General features: G+C 59.2%; 10 protein-coding genes. 7 read left to right on the top strand and 3 right to left on the bottom strand.

Features of this window, described 5'->3' with window-relative positions; genetic code table 11:
* Nucleotides 1-138: 138 nt before the first annotated feature.
* Nucleotides 139-1,467, bottom strand: coding sequence for a D-serine ammonia-lyase (locus VSX58_RS11485; protein WP_327618184.1), 1,329 nt, complete (start codon nt 1,465-1,467; stop codon nt 139-141).
* 391 nt (nt 1,468-1,858) lie between these two features.
* On the opposite strand from VSX58_RS11485, the gene VSX58_RS11480 reads away from it, so the two are divergent.
* The 7 genes from VSX58_RS11480 to baeR all read left to right on the top strand — a co-directional run bounded on the left by VSX58_RS11480 (nt 1,859) and on the right by baeR (nt 14,376).
* On the top strand, nt 1,859-3,055 hold the full coding sequence (locus VSX58_RS11480; RefSeq protein ID WP_327618183.1) for a NupC/NupG family nucleoside CNT transporter: 1,197 nt from the start codon (nt 1,859-1,861) through the stop codon (nt 3,053-3,055).
* A gap of 219 nt (nt 3,056-3,274) precedes the next feature.
* Nucleotides 3,275-4,495, top strand: coding sequence for an MdtA/MuxA family multidrug efflux RND transporter periplasmic adaptor subunit (locus VSX58_RS11475; protein ID WP_327618182.1), 1,221 nt, complete (start codon nt 3,275-3,277; stop codon nt 4,493-4,495).
* Nucleotides 4,495-7,617 carry an MdtB/MuxB family multidrug efflux RND transporter permease subunit gene (locus tag VSX58_RS11470; RefSeq protein ID WP_327618181.1) on the top strand — a complete coding sequence of 1,041 codons (3,123 nt, stop codon included), beginning with the start codon at nt 4,495-4,497 and terminating at the stop codon, nt 7,615-7,617. Before VSX58_RS11475 ends, VSX58_RS11470 begins: the two co-directional genes overlap by 1 nt.
* The gene (mdtC, locus tag VSX58_RS11465) at nt 7,614-10,673 is read left to right on the top strand and encodes a multidrug efflux RND transporter permease subunit MdtC (protein WP_327618180.1); all 3,060 of its coding nucleotides are present in this window, start codon (nt 7,614-7,616) and stop codon (nt 10,671-10,673) included. Before VSX58_RS11470 ends, mdtC begins: the two co-directional genes overlap by 4 nt.
* A 169-nt stretch (nt 10,674-10,842) precedes the next feature.
* Complete coding sequence (gene mdtD, locus VSX58_RS11460) at nt 10,843-12,246, top strand: multidrug transporter subunit MdtD (RefSeq protein WP_327618179.1); 1,404 nt, start codon at nt 10,843-10,845, stop codon at nt 12,244-12,246.
* Between the two features lie 7 nt (nt 12,247-12,253).
* Nucleotides 12,254-13,639, top strand: coding sequence for an envelope stress sensor histidine kinase BaeS (baeS, locus tag VSX58_RS11455; RefSeq protein ID WP_327618226.1), 1,386 nt, complete (start codon nt 12,254-12,256; stop codon nt 13,637-13,639).
* Between the two features lie 14 nt (nt 13,640-13,653).
* Entirely contained in the window at nt 13,654-14,376 is a 723-nt protein-coding gene (baeR, locus tag VSX58_RS11450) for an envelope stress response regulator BaeR (protein ID WP_327618225.1), read from the top strand.
* A 79-nt stretch (nt 14,377-14,455) separates the two neighbouring features.
* On the opposite strand, the gene VSX58_RS11445 is transcribed toward baeR, so the two are convergent.
* Entirely contained in the window at nt 14,456-14,923 is a 468-nt protein-coding gene (locus VSX58_RS11445) for a DUF6392 family protein (protein ID WP_327618178.1), read from the bottom strand.
* Complete coding sequence (locus tag VSX58_RS11440) at nt 14,920-16,134, bottom strand: S-type pyocin domain-containing protein (protein ID WP_327618177.1); 1,215 nt, start codon at nt 16,132-16,134, stop codon at nt 14,920-14,922. The genes VSX58_RS11445 and VSX58_RS11440 overlap by 4 nt, the downstream gene beginning before the upstream one ends.
* Nucleotides 16,135-16,160: the final 26 nt, after the last annotated feature.

The following is a 16,160-nucleotide window of genomic DNA, read 5'->3' as shown; positions in this document are numbered from 1 at the left end:
GGGAAGAACGGGTAGCCGAAACTCCGCGGCCGTTCCCTGAACGCCCTCCCTCGCCGCGCTGACGGCAATCTCCCGCGGGGACGAAGAGCGCGCGGGAGGAGAAAGCAATAGGTGATAACCGCAGCGGAACGCGGATTATCACTCCGCCGCCGCAAGATATTTCGCCATTTCTTCGGCGGGCACCATCCCGCCGCCGGTGGCCCAGACCAGATGCGTCGCCCGCCGCAGGCTTTCGTCATCGATGCCTGCGGCGCGCAGGTATTGCGCATCGGCGCAGACCCGCGTCGGCCCGGCCATGCCGGCCAGGGCGGACGGCTCCAGCCGAATATTTTCGCTGCGATTGAGCAAACCGAGCAGGTCATACATCTCCCGATCGCTCAGGGTATAGAAGCCGTCCAGCAGCCTCTCCATCGCCCGCCCGACAAAACCGGATGCCCGTCCTACCGCCAAACCATCGGCGGCCGTCAGGTTATCAATGCCGAGATCCTGTACCGCGATGCCATCGTGCAATCCGGTATGAACGCCCAGCAGCATGCAGGGCGAATGCGTCGGTTCGGCGAAAATGCAGTGCACATGGTCGCCGAACGCCAGCTTCAGGCCGAACGCCACCCCGCCCGGGCCGCCTCCCACGCCGCAGGGAAGATAGACGAACAGCGGGTGCCGCGCATCGACGGGCCGATTTATCTCGGCGAACTGCCGGCGCAAACGGCTGCCGGCCACCGCGTACCCCAGAAACAGCGTGCGCGAGTTCTCGTCGTCGATGAAAAAGCAGCGGGGGTCCGGCTCCGCGTCTTTACGTCCCCGCGCCACAGCGACGCCGTAATCCTCCGCGTACTCAACCACATTGACCCCGCTATCGCGCAGCTTTTGCTTCTTCCAGGCGCGCGCGTCGGCCGACATATGCACGCTGACGCTGAAGCCCAGCCTGGCGCTCATAATGCCGATCGACATACCCAGATTGCCGGTCGACCCAACGGCGATACGGTACTGGCTGAAAAACCGGCGGAATTTATCCGAATAGAGGATACGGTAATCGTCCTCCAGGCTGAGCATCCCCGCCTCCAGCGCCAATTTTTCCGCATGGGCCAGCACCTCATAAATGCCCCCGCGCGCCTTGATAGAGCCGGAGATGGGCAAATGGCTGTCTTTTTTCAGCCACATTTGGCCGGCGATCGGCTGTCGGTAACGCTGCGCCATCGCCTGCTGCATCGCCGGAATCGCCACCACATCCGATTCAATAATGCCCTGCGTGCCGGCGGTTTCCGGAAAGGCGAGGCATAAATAGGGCGCGAAGCGCAGCAGCCGGGCTTGCGCATCGTCGACATCCTGCGCCGTCAGCCCGACGTACGGCAGCCCCTGCGCCGAAGAGGTGACGTTGGGATTAAACCAGGTCACCGCTTCCAGGTTGATGAGACGCTGAACCAGGGGATACTGCCTAACCAGTTTTTCAATTTCCGTCTTATCCATTGCTTCTCCCATCTTTAATCTCGCGGCATAAGCGCGGGAAGTCTGCGCCCGGCGGCGGTTTTATGCGCTCATTGGTGGAAATGTCGCCGTATTCGGTAACATCAAAATAATGAATGGATAAAAAGAGCGCAATGGCGAGACGCGGCATTTAGTTTGCGCAATAATCCAAGATATAATCGCGCCTTTGCGTTATTCCTCTCATTTTCACGAACTCGTTATGCGCTAAATAATTCGAGTCGCAACACAAAAAACGCCGGCGGCGTTTTTGCACAGCGTTTGCGCCAGCCCCATGCGAGGCCGAGCGACAACGCGACGCGCATGCGGCCCGAAGTATGATGAGTATACCTAGAATGACCTGGAAAACCTGGCTGGCCTCTTATTTGGAGCAAACATGTCCCCGTCACATATTGCACAATTTATCTTAGCATTAGTCGTTGTCGCCGCGTTGTCGTTACTCATTTGCCGCGATCGTAAAAGCATCCGTATTCGCTACATTATTCAACTTTTGGTCGTTGAAATTCTACTGGCCTACTTTTTCCTCTATTCGAACGCCGGACTGGGCGTAGTGACAGGCTTCGCCGCCATGTTCGATAAATTGCTCGGTTTCGCCGGTCAGGGAACCGATTTTGTCTTTGGCGATATGGCCAACAGCGATAAGAATCTCATCTCTTTCTTCTTTAAAGTGCTCTGCCCCATCGTCTTCATCTCCGCCCTGATCGGGATTTTGCAGTACATTAAGGTATTACCGATCGTTATCCGCCTGATCGGCACCATTCTTTCAAAAATCAACGGCATGGGTAAACTGGAATCGTTTAACGCCGTCAGTTCCCTGATCCTCGGCCAGTCTGAAAACTTTATCGCCTACAAGGACATTCTGGGCAAGATGTCCGAAAAACGCATGTACACCATGGCGGCGACGGCGATGTCGACGGTTTCCATGTCGATTGTCGGCGCCTACATGTCAATGCTGGACGCCAAGTTTGTCGTCGCCGCGCTGATCCTGAACATGTTCAGCACTTTTATCGTGCTGTCGATTATCAATCCGTACAAAGTCGGCGAAGAGCCTGAACTGCAGCTGGGCAATCTTCATGAAAATCAAAGCTTCTTCGAAATGCTGGGCGAATATATCCTGACCGGTTTTAAAGTCGCGGTCATCGTTGCCGCCATGCTGATTGGTTTTATCGCGCTGATCGCCGCCATCAACGCTATCTGCAGCGCGCTTTTCGGCATCAGCTTCCAGGAAATCCTGGGCTATGTGTTCTATCCGTTCGCCTGGATCATGGGCATTCCTTCGCATGAAGCCTTGCAGGTGGGCAGCATCATGGCGACCAAACTGGTCTCCAACGAATTCGTCGCCATGCTGGAGCTGCAAAAAGTCGCGGGTGAACTGTCGCCGCGCAGCGTTGGGATCCTCTCCGTATTCCTGGTTTCCTTCGCCAACTTCTCTTCCATCGGCATCATCGCCGGCGCAATTAAGGGGCTGAACGAACAGCAGGGCAACGTGGTTTCCCGCTTCGGTCTGAAACTGGTTTACGGCTCCACGCTGGTGAGCATTCTCTCCGCCTCCATCGCCGGACTGGTGCTATAGCTTTCATCACGTCACCGCCGCTCCCCGCACAGGCGCGGGGAGCGGCGAGAAGGCTTCTCCGGCCGCGCCTGCCGCCCTTTTCACGTCGACAAACCCTGACATATCTTCCACATTTCCTTCATTTTTGTCCGATACATTCTGTTTAAACTTGTATGATGAGAAAATTGTTCCATGGACCTGCTCTGCGCCTGAGCAATCTGGAGAGATTATCCCTTTACCATGAATGCCAAACGCCTCTCTCGCCTGTTGATACCGATCGTCGCCGTTATTGCCGCGCTGTCGCTTTGGCGCCATTTTACCCAACCTTCCGCGCCATCCGGCCAGCCGGGCCATCAGGCCGGCCAGCCGTCGCGTCCTGGCGCCGCCGGCCGCCGCGCGTCGATGGGCGCGCCGCCCCCCGTTCAGGCGGCGCGCACGCAGGCGGCATCGGTGCCCTACTACCTCTCCGGGCTCGGCACCGTAACCGCCGCCAACACGGTGACCATCCGCAGCCGGGTTAACGGCGAACTGATGGCATTGCACTTTCAGGAAGGACGCCAGGTCAAGGCGGGCGATCTGCTGGCTGAAATCGACCCCCGGCCGTATCAGGTGGAGCTGACGCAGGCTCAGGGACAGCTGGCTAAGGATCGGGCGGCGCTGGCGAACGCCCGGCAGGATTTCGCCCGTTATCAAAAACTGGTGAAAACCAATCTGATTTCGCAACAGGAGCTGGACGCGCAGCTATCTCTGGTGCGTCAGTCGGAAGGCGCGGTCAAGGCCGACGAAGGCGCGGTGGCCAGCGCCGAACTGCAGCTGGCTTACAGCAGAATTACCGCGCCCATCGGCGGACGGGTGGGGCTGAGGCAGGTCGACGTGGGGAATTACATCACCAGCGGCGACGCCAACGGCATCGTGGTCATCACCCAGACGCATCCTATCGATGTGGTGTTTACCTTACCGGAAGGCGAGATCGCCACGGTACTGAAAGCGCAGAAGGCCGAACAGCCGCCGGTGGTTGAAGCTTGGGATCGCGCCAACCGGCGAAAGCTGTCGCAGGGCGGCCTGCTGAGCATGGATAATCAGATCGACGCCACCACCGGCACCGTCAAGCTTAAGGCCCGTTTCGAGAATAGCGATGACGCGCTGTTCCCCAATCAGTTCGTGAACATCCGTATGAAGGTGGATACGCTGCAAAATGCGATTTTAGCTCCCGCCGCCGCCATACAGATGGGCAATGAAGGCCACTACGTCTGGATAATGAATGAGCGAAATGAGGTCAGCAAGCGTCTGGTCGCCACCGGTATTCAATACGGCCAGAACATCGTGGTAACCGCCGGGCTGGACGAAAACGTTCAGGTCGTCACCGATGGGATCGATCGCCTAATCGAAGGGACGAAGGTGGAGGTGATAGCGTCCGACTCGACGTGGAAAACGCCGGCCGTCACCGGGGAGAGACCCTGATGCCGGATAGCGTTCCAACCCGCGGCGGCGGGCCCTCGCGGCTTTTTATCCTGCGCCCGGTCGCCACCACGCTGTTAATGGTGGCGATATTGCTGGCCGGCATCGTCGGCTACCGCGCTCTGCCGGTCGCGGCGCTGCCGGAAGTGGACTACCCGACGATCCAGGTCGTCACCCTCTATCCGGGCGCCAGCCCCGAAGTCGTCACCTCGGCCATCAGCGCGCCGCTGGAACGCCAGTTCGGACAGATATCCGGGCTGAAGCAGATGTCGACCCAAAGCGCCGGCGGCGCTTCCGTCATTACGCTGCAATTCCTGCTCGAACTCCCGCTGGATATCGCCGAACAGGACGTGCAGGCGGCGATTAACGCCGCGACCAATCTGCTGCCCGACGACCTGCCCTATCTGCCGACCTACAGTAAGGTTAACCCGGCCGATCCGCCGATTATCACGCTGGCCGTAACCTCCACCGCCGTCGCCATGACGCAATTACAGGACATGGCCGATAACCGCATCGCGCAGAAAATTTCGCAGGTATCCGGCGTCGGGCTAGTGTCGCTGGCAGGCGGGCAGCGCCCGGCGGTACGGGTAAAACTGAATGCGCCGGCGCTGGCGGCTTACGGGCTGACCAGCGAAGAGGTCCGCACCGCCATTACCGCCGCCAACGTCAACTCCGCCAAAGGGAGCCTGGACGGGCCGACCCGCTCGGTCACCCTATCGGCCAACGATCAGATGAAGTCCATCGAGGATTATCGCCGGCTGATCGTCGCCTGGCGCAATGAGGCGCCGGTGCGCCTGCGCGACGTCGCCGTCATCGAACAGGCGGCGGAAAATACCGATCTGGCGGCCTGGGCCAATCGTCAGCAGGCCATCATTATCAACGTACAGCGCCAGCCGGGCGCCAACGTCATCACCACCACCGACAGTATTCGCAAAATGCTGCCCGAGCTCGCCGCCAGCCTGCCTAAATCGGTGGAGGTCTCGATACTGACCGACCGGACCACCAGCATTCGCGCTTCGGTAAAAGACGTACAGTTTGAATTGCTGCTGGCCATCGCCCTGGTGGTGATGGTGATTTACCTGTTTTTGCGCAACGCGGTCGCGACGCTTATCCCCAGCATCGCGGTTCCGCTATCGCTGATCGGTACCTTTTCCGCCATGTATTTTCTCGGCTTCTCGATTAATAACCTGACGCTGATGGCGCTGACCATCGCCACCGGGTTTGTGGTCGATGATGCGATCGTGGTGATTGAAAATATCTCCCGCTATATCGAAAAAGGCGAGAAGCCGCTCGACGCCGCATTAAAAGGCGCCGGTGAAATCGGTTTCACCATTATTTCATTAACCTTCTCGCTGGTCGCCGTGCTGATCCCGCTGCTGTTTATGGGGGACATTATCGGCCGGCTGTTTCGTGAATTCGCCATCACTCTGGCCGTCTCGATTCTGATCTCCGCCGTTATCTCGCTAACGCTCACGCCGATGATGTGCGCCCGGCTGCTGAGCCATCAATCCTTGCGCAGGCAGAACCGCTTTACCCGCGCCAGCGAACGTTTCTTTACTCGGCTGATTGAGATTTACGGCGTCTGGCTGAGCAAAGTGCTGCATCATCCCTGGCTGACCCTGGGCGTGGCGCTGGGAACCCTGCTGCTCACCGTTTTGCTCTATCTGTGGATACCCAAGGGCTTCTTCCCGGCGCAGGACAACAGCATTATCCAGGGAACGGTGCAGGCGCCGCAGTCGGTTTCATTCGGCAATATGGCCGAGCGCCAGCAGCAGGTCGTCTCGCTTATCATGCAGGATCCTGCGGTGCAAAGCGTCTCCTCTTTCGTCGGCGTCGACGGCGCCAACTCCGCGCTCAACAGCGGCCGCCTGCAGATCAACCTGAAGCCGATCGACGAGCGCGATGAACGCATTCCGGCGATCGTGGCCCGGCTGCAGCGGAAAACCGCGCAGATCCCCGGCGTGCGGCTCTATCTGCAGCCGGTGCAGGATCTCACCATTGATACGCAGATCGGCCGTACGCAGTATCAGTTCACGCTCCAATCCATGTCGCTGGACGAATTGAGCCTGTGGGTGCCCAAATTGATGACCGTTCTACAGAAACTGCCGCAGTTGAAAGACGTCAGCAGCGACTGGCAGGATCGGGCCCCCATCGCCTACGTCAACGTCGACCGCGACAGCGCCAGCCGCCTGGGGATCAGCATGTCGGCGGTGGACAGCGCGCTGTATAACGCTTTCGGCCAGCGCCTGATTTCCACCATCTACACCCAATCCAGCCAGTACCGCGTGGTGCTCGTACACGATACCGGCCGCAATAACGGGCTGGACGCCCTGTACGATATCCGCTTGATCGGCCGCGACGGCGGAACCATTCCGCTCGGCAGCATCGCCAGCGTCGAGGAACGCCTGGGGCCGCTGACCATCAACCATCTCGACCGCTTGCCCGCCGCCACCCTCTCCTTCAACGTGAGCAGCGGCTACTCGCTGGGCGACGCGGTGCAGGCCATCACCCAGGCGGAGCGGCAAATGGAACTGCCGGCGAACATCACCACGCGGTTTCAGGGCACGACGCTGGCCTTCCAGTCGGCGCTGAGCAACACGGTATGGCTGATCGCCGCGGCGATTGTCGCCATGTACATCGTGCTCGGCGTACTGTATGAGAGTTTCATCCATCCGGTGACCATTCTCTCCACGCTGCCGACGGCGGGAGTGGGCGCCTTGCTGGCGCTGATGATGGCGGGCAGCGAGCTGAACGTGATCGCCGTCATCGGCATCATCTTGCTGATCGGCATCGTGAAAAAGAACGCCATTATGATGATCGACTTCGCCCTGGCCGCCGAGCGCGAACAGGGTATGAGCCCGTATGAGGCCATCTACCAGGCCTGCCTGCTGCGCTTCCGGCCGATACTGATGACCACCTTGGCCGCCCTGCTTAGCGCTCTGCCGCTGATGCTGAGCACCGGCGTCGGCGCCGAGTTGCGCCAGCCGCTGGGGATCTGTATGGTCGGCGGCCTGATCATGAGCCAGATATTGACCCTGTTCACCACCCCGGTGATTTATCTGCTGTTCGACCGGATGGCGCTGCATTTCCGGCGCGCCCCCCGTCGGGAGGAAGAGATCGAGTGAGGTTCTTCGCCCTGTTTATCCATCGGCCGGTCGCCACCACGCTGCTGACGTTGGCGATCGCGCTCTGCGGCGCGCTCGGCTTTCGCCTGCTGCCGGTCTCCCCGCTGCCGCAGGTGGATTTTCCGGTGATCCTGGTCAGCGCCTCGCTGTCCGGCGCGTCGCCGGAGACCATGGCGACCTCGATTGCGACCCCGCTGGAGCGCGCCCTGGGCCGCATTTCGGGCGTCACCGAAATGACCTCCATGAGCTCGCTGGGCAGCACGCGCATTATCCTAGTGTTCAACCTCGACCGGGATATCAACGGCGCGGCGCGCGACGTGCAGTCGGCCATTAACGCGGCGCAAAGCATGCTGCCTTCCGGCATGGCCAGCCGGCCGACCTATCGGAAAGTGAATCCTTCCGAAGCGCCGATCATGATCCTGACGCTCACATCGGATACCTACGATCAGGGGCAGCTGTATGACTACGCCTCGACCCAATTGGCGCAGAAAATCTCCCAGATGGCGGGCGTGGGCGACGTTTCCGTCGGCGGAGGCTCGCTGCCCGCCGTGCGCGTGGCGCTAAATCCGCAGGCGCTGTTCAATCAGGGCGTGTCGCTGGATGAGGTCCGCCAGGCGATTAGCCAGGCCAATATCCGCCGCCCGGTGGGCAACGTTGAAAATCATCAGCGGCGCTGGCAGATAAAAACCAACGACGAGTTGAAAAGCGCCGACGCCTATCGGCCGCTGATTGTCCGCTATAACAACGGCGCCGCCGTGCGGCTGAGCGACGTCGCCACGGTGAAGGATTCGGTGCAGGACGCGCGCAACGCCGGGATGGCCGACGCCGGGCCGGCCGTTCTGATCGTTATCCGCCGCGCGCCCGACGCCAATATCATTACCACCGTGGACAGCATCCGCGCGGCGTTGCCCGAACTGCGCGCCGGCCTGCCCGCCGAGATCCGGCTCGGCGTCGCCCAGGATCGCTCGCCGACCATCCGCGCCTCGCTGAAAGAGGTGGAACAATCGCTGGCGATCGCCGTGGGGCTAGTCATTCTGGTGGTGTTTCTGTTTCTGCGTTCGGGACGCGCGACGCTGATCCCGGCGGCGGCGGTGCCGGTTTCGCTGATCGGCACCTTCGCCGCCATGTATCTGTGCGGCTTCAGTCTGAATAACCTCTCCCTAATGGCGCTGACCATCGCCACCGGTTTTGTGGTGGATGACGCCATCGTGGTGCTGGAAAATATTTCACGCCATATTGAAGCCGGAATGAAACCGTTGCCGGCGTCGCTGCAGGGGGTGCGCGAAGTGGGCTTCACCGTCCTGTCGATGAGCGTCTCGCTGATAGCGGTGTTTATTCCGCTGCTGCTGATGGAGGGATTGCCGGGCAGGCTATTGCGCGAATTCGCCGTTACGCTGTCGGTGGCGATCGCCATCTCGCTGCTGATTTCGCTGACCCTGACGCCCATGATGTGCGCCAGACTGCTGCGCCCGGCGCCCAGGCGCGGCCTGCGGCGCAAACGGGGCTTCGGCCGCGTCCTGGTCGCGTTGCAGCAATCCTACGGCCGCTCGCTTAACTGGGCGCTCGACCACGCCCGCTGGGTGCTGGCGCTGCTATTGGCGGCCATCGTCCTCAACGTCTGGCTGTATATCACTATTCCCAAAACCTTCTTTCCCGAGCAGGATACCGGCAGGCTGATGGGGTTTATTCAGGCCGATCAAAGCATCTCTTTTCAGGCGATGACGCAGAAATTGCAGAACTTTATGGCCATCGTGCGCAGCGATCCGGCGGTGAATAACGTCACCGGCTTTACCGGCGGCTGGCGCACCAACAGCGGATCGATGTTTATCGCGCTCAAGCCGCTCTCCGAGCGCGATGTCAGCGCCCAGCAGGTGATTAGCCGTTTACGCGGCAAACTGGCGCAGGAGCCCGGCGCGAATCTGTTTTTAATGGCGGTGCAGGATATCCGCATCGGCGGACGGGAGGCCAATGCCGGCTATCAATACACGCTGCTGGCCGACGACCTTGACGAGCTGCGCGTCTGGGAACCCAGAATCCGCGCCGCGCTGGGGAAATTACCCGAACTGGCCGACGTTAACTCCGATCAGCAGGATAAAGGCGCGGAGATGGCGCTCACGTACGATCGCGATGCGATGGCCCGTCTCGGGATCAGCGTGGCGGACGCCAACGCCCTGCTGAACAACGCGTTCGGCCAGCGCCAGATATCCACGATTTATCAGCCGTTGAACCAGTACAAAGTGGTGATGGAGGTGGATGAAGCCTATACGCAGGATGTCGGCGCGCTGCAAAAAATGTTTGTGATCAACGGCGAAGGCAAACCGATTCCGCTCGCCTATTTCGCCAGTTGGCGGCCGATCAACGCGCCGCTGTCGGTCAACCATGAGGGGCTGTCCGCCGCCTCGACCCTCTCTTTTAACCTGCCGGAGGGCGCAACGCTTTCCGCGGCCACCGCGGCGATTGAGAAAACCATGATCGCCCTGGGGGTGCCGCCGTCGGTGCGCGGTCAGTTCTCCGGCACGGCGCAGGCTTTCCAGCAGTCGCAGTCGTCGCAGGCGCTGCTGATTCTAGCCGCCATTATTACGGTGTATATCGTGCTGGGGATGCTGTACGAAAGCTATATCCACCCATTGACCATTCTCTCCACCCTGCCCTCCGCCGGGGTGGGCGCCTTACTGGCGCTGGAGTGGTTCGGCGCGCCCTTTAGCCTGGTTGCCCTCATCGGCATTATGCTATTAATCGGCATCGTCAAAAAGAACGCCATCATGATGGTGGACTTCGCGCTGACGGCGCAGCGCGCCGGCGGAATCAGCGCCAGAGACGCCATATTCCAGGCCTGTCTGCTGCGTTTCCGCCCGATCATGATGACCACGCTGGCCGCCCTGTTCGGCGCCCTGCCGCTGGTGCTCGACAGCGGCGACGGCGCGGAGCTGCGCCAGCCGCTGGGGATCACCATCGTCGGCGGGCTGGCGATGAGCCAGGTGCTGACGCTGTATACCACTCCCGTGGTCTATCTGTTTTTCGATAAACTGCGGGGTTGGCGGCGCGGCGGCGCATGAGCCGCCCTGTGTCGGGCGCGCGCTACGTCGTAGCATAGAGGCGGCGGTCTTCGGGCGCACGAAACTTCTCCGCGCATACATATGAATAAATTTCACACACCGGCCCCAAAAGTAAAAGGTAACATCAAATATGCTTTATCAATTTTTGCCATCGGGAGCATCCTGATACATGCTGACTCAGCCCGCTTCCGTTCGCTGGCAATTGTGGATCGTCGCCTTCGGCTTCTTTATGCAGACGCTGGACACCACCATTGTGAATACCGCCCTGCCCTCAATGGCCGCCAGCCTGAACGAAAACCCGCTGCATATGCACTCGGTGATCGTCGCCTATGTGCTGACGGTCGCCATTATGCTGCCCGCCAGCGGCTGGCTGGCGGACCGTCTCGGCGTCAAAAACGTCTTCTTTTCCGCCATCCTGCTGTTCACGCTGGGCTCCCTGCTGTGCGCCCGGGCGGAAACGCTGAACGAACTCCTTACCTTCCGGGTGGTGCAGGGCGTCGGCGGCGCCATGATGGTGCCGGTCGGCCGCCTAACGGTAATGAAGATCGTGCCGCGCGATCAGTATATGGCCGCCATGACGTTCGTCACGCTGCCCGGCCAGATCGGCCCGATGATGGGGCCGGCGCTGGGCGGCTTTCTGGTCGAATACGCCAGTTGGCACTGGATTTTCCTTATCAACCTGCCGGTGGGCATCGCCGGCGCGGCGGCCACCTGGCTGCTGATGCCCAACTACACCATGCAAACCCAGCGTTTCGATATGCGCGGCTTTTTATGGCTCGCCGTCGCCATGGCGACCCTGACGCTGGCGCTGGACGGGCGCAACAATCTCGGTATTCCGCCGCAGGCGATTTACGCGGCGATCGCCGTCGGGCTGATTTGCCTGCTGAGCTATTGGCTGCATGCCCGCGAAAACCCGCGCGCGCTGTTCAATCTGCGCCTGTTCAACACCCAAACGTTCGCCATCGGGCTGGGCGGCGGTTTTCTGGCGCGCATCGGCAGCGGCATGCTGCCTTTTATGACGCCGTTATTCCTGCAGTTAGGGATGGGGTTTTCGCCTTTTCATGCCGGGCTGATGATGATCCCCATGGTGCTGGGCAATATGGGAATCAAACGGATAGTGGTGAACATCGTCAACCGCTTCGGCTACCGCCGGGTGCTGGTCGCCTCGACGCTGCTGCTGGCGTTGGTTATTCTGCTCTTCGCGCTGGCGGCGATGATGAATTGGGTTTGGCTGCTGCCGGTGGTGCTGTTTTTCCTCGGTTCGGTGAACGCCATGCGTTTTTCCGCCATGAATACGCTGACGCTGAAGGATCTGCCCGATACCCTCGCCAGCGGCGGCAACGGCCTGCTGTCCATGAGCATGCAGCTATCCATGAGCCTGGGCGTCAGCATCGCGGGGATGCTGCTGGGCATGTTTTCCCGGCATCATCCGATGGCCGAGATCGCGCAAACCCATAGCGTGTTCCTTTATACCTATCTCGCCATGGCGGTCATTATTGCTTTCCCGGCGTTAATTTTTAACCGCGTGCCGCCGGACGACGTCAAGCTGTCAACCCTTTCCCGCCGGCTGTGAGGTCATGATGAGATTCGGCATCACCGCTAAATTATTCCTGGCGATTTTCGCCACCTGCATGCTGGTGCTGATCACCATGCACTGGGGAGTACGCATCAGCTTCGAACGCGGATTTATCGACTATATCAAGCGCGGCAACGAACAGCGGGTGACGCAGCTGCGCGATACGCTGGCGGAGCAATACCAGCACTACGGCGACTGGTCATTTTTACGCAACAATGAACGTTTGGTCGCCAAGATACTGCACTCCATGGAGCAGAATAGCGAGGACGGCGCCGGCAATGCCTTACACGGCTGGCGCGTTCGCCTCTGGGTGCTGGACGCCGACAACCATATCCTGTTCGGCCCCCCGCGGACGCCGCCGGCGGAAGGCATACGGCAGGCGATTACGGTGCGTAACCAGACGGTCGGCTGGGTCGTCGCCCCGCCCGCCGAGCGCCTGACGCGCAATGCCGATATCAATTTCGACCGACAGCAGCAGCGAATCAGCTGGCTTATCGTGGCGCTGTCCACCCTGCTGGCGATATTCGCCACCTGGCTGACCGCGCGCGGCCTGCTGGCACCGGTTAAACGGCTGGTCAACGGCATACACCATCTGGCGGCGGGCGATTTCAGCGCCCGCGTCACCGCCGCCACGCACGATGAGTTGGGCCGGCTGGCGCAGGATTTTAACCAGCTCGCCGACGCCTTGGAAAGAAACGAGCAGTCGCGCCGCGCGTTTATGGCGGACATATCCCACGAGTTGCGCACGCCGCTGGCGGTACTGCGCGGCGAGCTGGAAGCGCTGCAGGACGGCGTCCGCCAGCCCAATGCCGACTCGCTGCATTCGCTACAGACGGAGGTGACCACCCTGACCAAGCTGGTGGACGACCTTCATCAGCTGTCGCTGTCCGATCGGGGCGCGCTCACCTACCGCAAGCGCACGGTGGATATCGTACAACTGCTGCATATCGCCATCGCCGCCTTTAATCAACGCTACCGGAAAAAAAATATTACGCTAAAGGCGGCACTGCCGACCCGCATCGATACGTTCGGCGATCCGGATCGTTTAATCCAGTTGTTCAACAATCTGCTGGAAAACAGCCTGCGCTACACCGACGAAGACGGAAAGCTGGAAATCTGCGCCGCCCCGCGCCAGGGCCGGCTGGTCATCGCCTGGCAGGACAGCGCCCCCGGCGTGACCGACGAGCAACTGACGCGAATATTCGAACGTTTTTACCGGGCGGAAAGCTCGCGCAACCGCGCCAGCGGCGGATCCGGTCTGGGGCTGGCTATTTGCAACAATATCGTTGAGGCCCATGGCGGACGGCTGTATGCTGAGCACTCGCCGTTAGGCGGTCTGCTGATTATCATCGAGCTGCCTTTGCCTGCGCCAAACAGAAACCCTCCATGACCGAACCTAAAATGATGACAACCGACCCCATTTCCTCCGCGCCTCTCCCGGTGCTGATCGTTGAAGATGAACCCAAACTGGGGCAACTGTTGCTTGATTACCTTCGGGCCGCCGATTATCGGGCCCACTGGATCGGCAACGGCGACGACGTGCTCGAGTGGGTCAAGCAGAATCGGCCGGCGCTGATCCTGCTGGATTTGATGCTGCCGGGCACCGACGGCCTGACGCTGTGCCGCACCATCCGCCAGTTTTCCAACGTGCCCATCATTATGGTCACCGCCCGCAGCGAAGAGATCGACCGCCTGCTGGGGCTGGAAATCGGCGCGGACGACTATATCTGCAAGCCCTTCAGCCCGCGGGAAGTGGTGGTGCGGGTACGTACCCTGCTACGCCGCTGCGGCTGGCTGTCCGACGCCCGGAAACCGGCGGATAAATCCGCTTTACTGATTGATAAAAGCAGTTTTCAGGCCAGCTATCTGGGGCAAACTCTCGATCTGACGCCCGCCGAGCTCCGGCTGCTCAAAACGCTCTCCACCGAGCCGGGCAAAGTTTTTTCGCGCGAAGCGCTGCTGGATAAACTCTATGACGACTACCGGGTCGTCACCGATCGCACCATCGACAGCCATATCAAAAATCTGCGGCGCAAGCTGGAACAGCTTGATGGGGAAACCTCATTTATCCGTACGGTTTACGGTATGGGGTATCGCTGGGAGGCCGACCCCGGCGAGCTGGTGTAGAGCAGGCCACGAACCATTGTCAAGAGATGCAGGAAGGTCATATGGTCCCCGCAGTAAACATCCGATGGCAGAATAAAACCTACCAACGAAGATCTGAAGCAGGGAGAAATGTCACTGCCCTGACGTGATCTGACGTGTCATAGCTTATCTGCATCATAGTAGGTATTGGTCGCTTTTTGGCTTCATAAAGATCAGTCCAGCCAAAAGCCCGCCGCATAACCACCTTTGGAGGACTGCTTCTTAATGGCGCTCCTATATTGTCATGCACCCATTCTCTCGACATGCTTCTCTTCAATGGATCTGGCAATTCGTTCGGGAATATCCAGTTTTTTACCTTATCATTCTGGATTTTTACGACGATAGCCTGCAATGTCCGGCCATCTCGTTTGAAAGATAAGAAAAGACCTTCTTTTGCCATATCAAGACTTAGGTCAGGATCTCCAGATGATCCTGTCGGGGGGCTTTTGTAGGTGATCAATTCATTATCAATAAGTTCCTGATACGTTTTGCCTAAACAGCTTATTAAAACATCAATATTCACTGTCATTTATACAACCCCATTTCACTGTTTAGCTTATGCATTTTCGACCTTGCAGATTCTATCTGGCTTTCTGTTGCCCCATGTTCTTTTAAAGCTGGTTTAATTGCATCAAGATTGCGATCAAGGGCAGCCCTGAGATTTTTTGAGTCCAGTTCAATTTGCGCAGATGTGTTGCGCCCGCCGTAGGTTTCACTGATCTGCCGGTGTACCTTTTTAGGTATCACTATTGCAGCGACATCTTGAGATGCAAACTCAATATCTTCAGGTGTCATTTCTGGATAATGGGTTTTCAGATATGCCTTAACTGCTGCTTTCGATGGCATATGATCTGCCTCATATTTTCCCTGACGTGAGCGCCTAACAAAATCGCTATAAAGCTCAACCTCCAAAAACTCAACAGGTGGCTTGCTCAAATAAACATAAATCGGCGGAATGTTCGCCACCGGCAAGATCAAAATATAATCCGCAAACGTCTTCTCTTCCGCCGCCGGGCTGGTCGTTGCCTCAATATTGGTGTTATCCGGTAAAGGATCGACAACAACCGGATTAGGTATCCTTACCGGGTTCTGATTGCCGGTATTCGAAGGAACATTGACACCTGAACTGTCCGGCGTCCAGATAATGGTGATACGCGGCTCTTCCTCTGTGGTGAAGGTATACGCCTGCCGGCTATTGTCCCATGCCATTTTGCGCACCCGCACCCTGTCTTTACCCGGCGGCGTATGCCAGCCATGCGGAACAGGATTGCCTTGGCCGTCGGTTTCCCATGTATAACGCACTCGGCTTGGGGCTTCGCGCATCTGCTCCAGCCTCATGCGATCAATAAAATCCTGCTCGCCGTCATTGAGCTTGCCGGGATACATGCCTACCAGTAATGCGGCTAATGGCGCGCCGGGGCCTGCGGCGGCGATTTCTCCCAGACCGGCGGCAGCACGTACCGCCCACGTTCCTGATGTAATGGCTCTCCCGCCAACCAACCCAAGAACGCTGGCTCCTTCTACCGCCGTCCGGGCGTTAGCCGCACCGGCAGCCGTAGCTTTTGCCGCCTGATAATCCGTTTCCTCATGATTACCGAACCACCATTTATACGGGGCGCTTCGCTTCTTCGGTTCTGGAATCTCTTCGACCGGTTTCTTTTTCTTGGCGCTCTGGGCATGTTGGGGAACGTCATTATCTGTGGCCGGATCGTCAGCAGGAACAGCCTGATAAAAGGCCATCTCGGCAAAATTGGTATGCGGCTCGC

The organism is Brenneria populi (assembly GCF_036016195.1).
Taxonomy (GTDB): Bacteria; Pseudomonadota; Gammaproteobacteria; order Enterobacterales; family Enterobacteriaceae; genus Brenneria; species Brenneria populi.
Note: the sequence above shows the minus strand (reverse complement) of the source record. Positions and strands in the feature narration are given on the sequence as shown.

Coding starts and splice junctions, on each gene's coding strand:
- VSX58_RS11485 (WP_327618184.1), bottom strand. CDS start 1,467: ATGGATAAGACGGAAATTGAAAAACTGGTTAGGCAGTATCCCCTGGTT.
- VSX58_RS11480 (WP_327618183.1), top strand. CDS start 1,859: ATGTCCCCGTCACATATTGCACAATTTATCTTAGCATTAGTCGTTGTC.
- VSX58_RS11475 (WP_327618182.1), top strand. CDS start 3,275: ATGAATGCCAAACGCCTCTCTCGCCTGTTGATACCGATCGTCGCCGTT.
- VSX58_RS11470 (WP_327618181.1), top strand. CDS start 4,495: ATGCCGGATAGCGTTCCAACCCGCGGCGGCGGGCCCTCGCGGCTTTTT.
- mdtD (WP_327618179.1), top strand. CDS start 10,843: ATGCTGACTCAGCCCGCTTCCGTTCGCTGGCAATTGTGGATCGTCGCC.
- baeS (WP_327618226.1), top strand. CDS start 12,254: ATGAGATTCGGCATCACCGCTAAATTATTCCTGGCGATTTTCGCCACC.
- baeR (WP_327618225.1), top strand. CDS start 13,654: ATGACAACCGACCCCATTTCCTCCGCGCCTCTCCCGGTGCTGATCGTT.
- VSX58_RS11445 (WP_327618178.1), bottom strand. CDS start 14,923: ATGACAGTGAATATTGATGTTTTAATAAGCTGTTTAGGCAAAACGTAT.
- VSX58_RS11440 (WP_327618177.1), bottom strand. CDS start 16,134: ATGGCCTTTTATCAGGCTGTTCCTGCTGACGATCCGGCCACAGATAAT.